4 protein-coding genes are annotated in these 4,215 nt (G+C 51.6%); all 4 read left to right on the top strand.

The window, feature by feature from the left end; genetic code table 11:
- A partial coding sequence (locus tag PHH49_08650) for a radical SAM protein (protein MDD5489008.1) occupies window positions 1-1,197 on the top strand: 1,197 nt, incomplete at its 5' end.
- 19 nt (window positions 1,198-1,216) lie between these two features.
- Entirely contained in the window at window positions 1,217-2,125 is a 909-nt protein-coding gene (locus tag PHH49_08645) for an NAD(P)-dependent oxidoreductase (GenBank protein MDD5489007.1), read from the top strand.
- 17 nt (window positions 2,126-2,142) lie between these two features.
- Entirely contained in the window at window positions 2,143-2,799 is a 657-nt protein-coding gene (locus tag PHH49_08640) for an HAD hydrolase-like protein (protein MDD5489006.1), read from the top strand.
- A partial coding sequence (locus PHH49_08635; protein ID MDD5489005.1) for an ABC transporter ATP-binding protein occupies window positions 2,796-4,215 on the top strand: 1,420 nt, incomplete at its 3' end. The genes PHH49_08640 and PHH49_08635, both read left to right, overlap by 4 nt.

Here is a 4,215-nt window from a genome sequence, read left to right as displayed (position 1 = left end):
TACGCGTACGTGAAGTGGTTCTCCCGGCTGGTAAAGGATATCAACCCGGGAGCCAGGATAGTGGTGGGCGGGCAGCTTTCGACGTTCAGCTGGGAAGTGGTCCTCCGGAACATGCTCGTTGATTTCTGCGTGATAGGTGAAGGTGAGATCACCACGATCGATCTTCTTGAGAACCTGGGAGAACCGTCACTGGTAAATGGTATAGCGTACAGGAACGGCAATGAACCCGTAAAGACCGAGCCCAGGGAGCTCATAAAGGATCTGGGGGAGATCCCCGAGCCGGTGTTCGATAAGTTCCGTATGGATATTTACAGGACCAACAAGCTCTATATCCATAATAAGTCGGCGGTACTCTACAAAAAACAGAAAAGGCCGTATGTAATGGCCATGATCACCGGGAGAGGCTGCCCGTTCCGGTGTAATTTCTGCAGCAGGACGTTCCGTACTATAAGGATAAAGTCGCTCGACAGCATACTCAGGGAAATAGATTTCTTTATCGACAAATACGACATCGGAGGCATAAATTTCGTGGATGAACTCTTGTTCCTCAAACAGGATATGATAGACGCGTTGGCCGGGGAGCTCGGGAAGAGGGGGATCTTATGGAACGGACAGGCCAGGGTCGACACTATAAACCTCGACAGGCTTTCCTATTATAAGAAGAACGGCCTGGTCTCGATCGGGTTCGGGATAGAAAGCGGGAGCCCCGACATGTTGAAGATGATGAACAAGGGAATAACAAGGGAAAGGATAGAGGAAGTGATACGCCGTACTATAGAAGCCGGATTACACTTGAAGATGACCCTTATATTCGGGTATCCCGGGGAGAGCGCGGATACGGTGAGGGATACGGTCGAGATGTTCAAGGGGCTTGGGCATCCGGGCAGGCGGTTCTGTATATTTACGCCGCTACCGGGTTCCGTAGCCTACAATATGGCGATAGAACAGGGGCTGATAGAGAACGAGGACGCGTATCTTTCCAGTATATACGAGGGGTATTGGCGGACTGTGGTCAATATGACGGATTTCAGCGACGGTGAAGTGGATGTTGTGCGTAAAAAGGCGGAAGCGGATATGCGTGAGAATTACAAGGAACACATAATGTCCCTTCCGGAATTCGACAGGGACAAGCATTTCCTGATATGCGAGGAGGATTTCGAGAAAGATTTCATAAACGAAAAAAAGGGATCGGTCTGAAAAGCGATAAGGAGATGATATGCCTGGTAAAAAAACTGCCCTGAAGATAATGGTCACCGGCGGGTCCGGTTTCCTGGGAAGCCATATAGCGGACGCGTTGACGGCCGCCGGCCACGAGGTGTATATATTCGACATAAAACCGTCGAAATTCATTTCGGAAGGCCAGCACATGCTTATTGGCGATATAATGGATGGAGATTCCCTCAAGGAAAGCATGAAAGGCATGGATGTGGTGTACCATCTGGCGGCGATGGCGGATGTGGACGCCGCCCAGGGAAAGCCGTATGAGACCATGAGGATCAACGTGCTGGGCACAACGAATGTACTCGAAGCCGCGGTATCCGCCGGTGTGGGCCGGCTGGTGTTCGCGAGCACGATATATGTATATAGTCGTACCGGGTCGTTCTACCGTGTGAGCAAGCACGCGTGTGAGCTGCTCCTGGAAGCCTACCACGAGAAGTTCGGGCTTGAGCATACGGTGCTCCGTTTCGGTACGTTGTACGGTCCACGGGCGGACAAGACCAACAGCGTGCATCGTTACCTCACAGAGGCTTTCAAGACCGGCAAGATCGAGTTCAAGGGTACCGGCAAAGAAGTGAGGGAGTACATACACGTGAAGGACGCGGCGGAGATATGCGTTAATGTCCTGGACGGGTCCTTTTCCGGCGAGACGCTGATACTTACCGGACACCACAGGATGAGGCTCAATGAGCTCCTGGATATGATAAACGAGATACTTGGAGGGAAGATACATATTAATTACAGCCCAAAAGATTCCCGTTCGCATTACGAGCAGACGCCGTATTCGTATATCCCTCGTGTAGGAAAAAAGCTTATTACGAATAAATATTGCGATCTAGGCCAGAGCCTGGTGGAGATCCTCGATGAGATCAATATCTCACGGGATAATGAGGAGATACGTTTCTAACGTATGGAAAGAGTGTCATGATAAGGACCATAATATTCGATTTTGACGGGGTGCTGGCCGAGTCCGTGGACATAAAGACCGTAGCCTTCGGAAAGCTCTTTGAGGCCGAAGGGGCGGAGGTCGCCCGCAAGGTAGTGGAATACCATATAGCGCATACTGGAGTCTCAAGATATGACAAGTTCCGGTATTTCTATCGGGAGTTCCTTGGCCGCGAACTCGACGACGATACGTTCCGGGGCCTCTGCAGGCGTTTTTCGGAGCTTGTGGTGGATGAGGTGGTCAAAGCTCCTTACGTAGAAGGCGCTAAGGAGTTTCTGGAAGAGCATGCCGCCAGATACAGGTTCTATGTGGCGTCCGCCACCCCCCAGGAAGAGATAGAGGAGATAGTGGCCCGGAGGGGAATGACAAAGTTCTTTTCGCGTACATATGGCGCGCCGACCGGGAAGGCCGCGGCGGTCAAGGACATACTTGGAAGGGATCCGGTGCTGCCGGAGGAGGCCCTGTTTGTGGGCGATGCCTTAAGTGATATGAACGCGGCAGCCGCTTCCGGTATCCATTTCGTGGCCCGGATATACGAGGGCAATGAGGACATATTCCGGGGCTTGGGATGCGCCAGGATACGCGCGATCAGTGAGCTCAAAGACGCGATAAACGTTCTGGAGGGGCAGGGATGACCACGAAAGACAAGACCGTGAAATATAAAGCGCTTAGGAATCTCACGCATCTTTTGCGCCTGAAACCTAAGGACCTCCTGTTCCTTACTTCGATAATAACGATAGCTTCCGTGCTGGAAGCCGCGGGTATTGGCCTTTTGTACCCGGTCATTAACATGATAGAGGACAGGACGAAAGGGACGTTCTACGCCGGGCGTATGAACGGCATATTTGGGACCCACATCACCGTGGAAAGTTTCTTTATGTTCGTTTTTCTGGGCATGTTCCTGGTTTTCCTGGTGAGAGGGCTTTTTATCATACTTTCATTTTATTCCCAGTACCGTTTATCCGAGAAATTGAGGACGATGTTACAGGTGGAAATATTCAAGAACTACCTGGGGCAGGAATATGATTTTTTCATAAGGAACCGTACGGGGGACCTGATACAGAAACAGATGACCCATACGGAAATGGCTGGCGACGCTATCGTGTACACATGCCAGATATCACGGCATCTTTTTACCGCCGTTTGCCTTTACGTTACTTTGTTCATTGTCTCGTGGAAGGCCACGCTTTATTTGACGGGGTTCATGGTCATTATGTCCATATTGTCGCTTATAGTCGCTAGGGCGAAAGTCTATGTGTCCTCGGAAGAGCATGCGCGGCTCCAGAAAAGGGCTTATTCCATAGTTGCCGAGGTGATAACCGGTATACGACAGGTAAAGGCGTTCCTGGCGGAACGCTTTTTCGAGGAACAATTCGCGGACGCCGCCACGAAACGCGCGCGTATATACATGAGGAACGCCACATTGGGTAACCTTGTCGCGCCGGTCATGCAGACAGCGGTCCTCATCGGTATATTGGCCGGTCTCTTTCTTGCCGCGAGATCCGGAAGCGGTCCTGAAAAACTTATGCCGCTCATAGCGGTATTCGGGAGCGGCGCGTACCGTATAATGACATCGATGGCGGGGGTTAACAGTAATTTCCTGCAGATAGCCCATCTTTTGCCGTCGGTGAACATAGTGACGGACCTTTTGCGTATGAAGACGGCTGACACCAGCGGAGAAAAGGTAGCTTCATTCAACGAGGATATCTCGTTCCGGGACGTAGAATTCGCCTATTCGCGTGACGGGTTCAAGCTGTCATGTGTGAACATGCGGATAGAGAAGGGTCGTTTTTACGGTATAGTCGGGGGGTCGGGCAGCGGGAAATCCACTCTTGTGGACCTCATAATAGGTTTTTATCCTAATACCGGAGGGCAGATACTGGTCGATGGGCGGGATATGAGCGGGATCGACAGGGGATCGTGGAGGAAGCACATCGGGCTGATAAGCCAGGATACTTTTATCTTCAGCGGGACTATCGAGGAGAACATCTCGTTCGTGGTGGAGGAAGGAAGCGTAGACGCTGCCAAGGTAGAGGCCGCGGCCAGGGCGG

Source organism: Candidatus Omnitrophota bacterium (genome assembly GCA_028715965.1).
Taxonomy (GTDB): Bacteria; Omnitrophota; Gorgyraeia; order Tantalellales; family Tantalellaceae; genus JAQUQS01.
The sequence above is the reverse complement of the archived record's forward strand: the minus strand, read 5'-3'. Positions and strand labels throughout refer to the sequence as shown.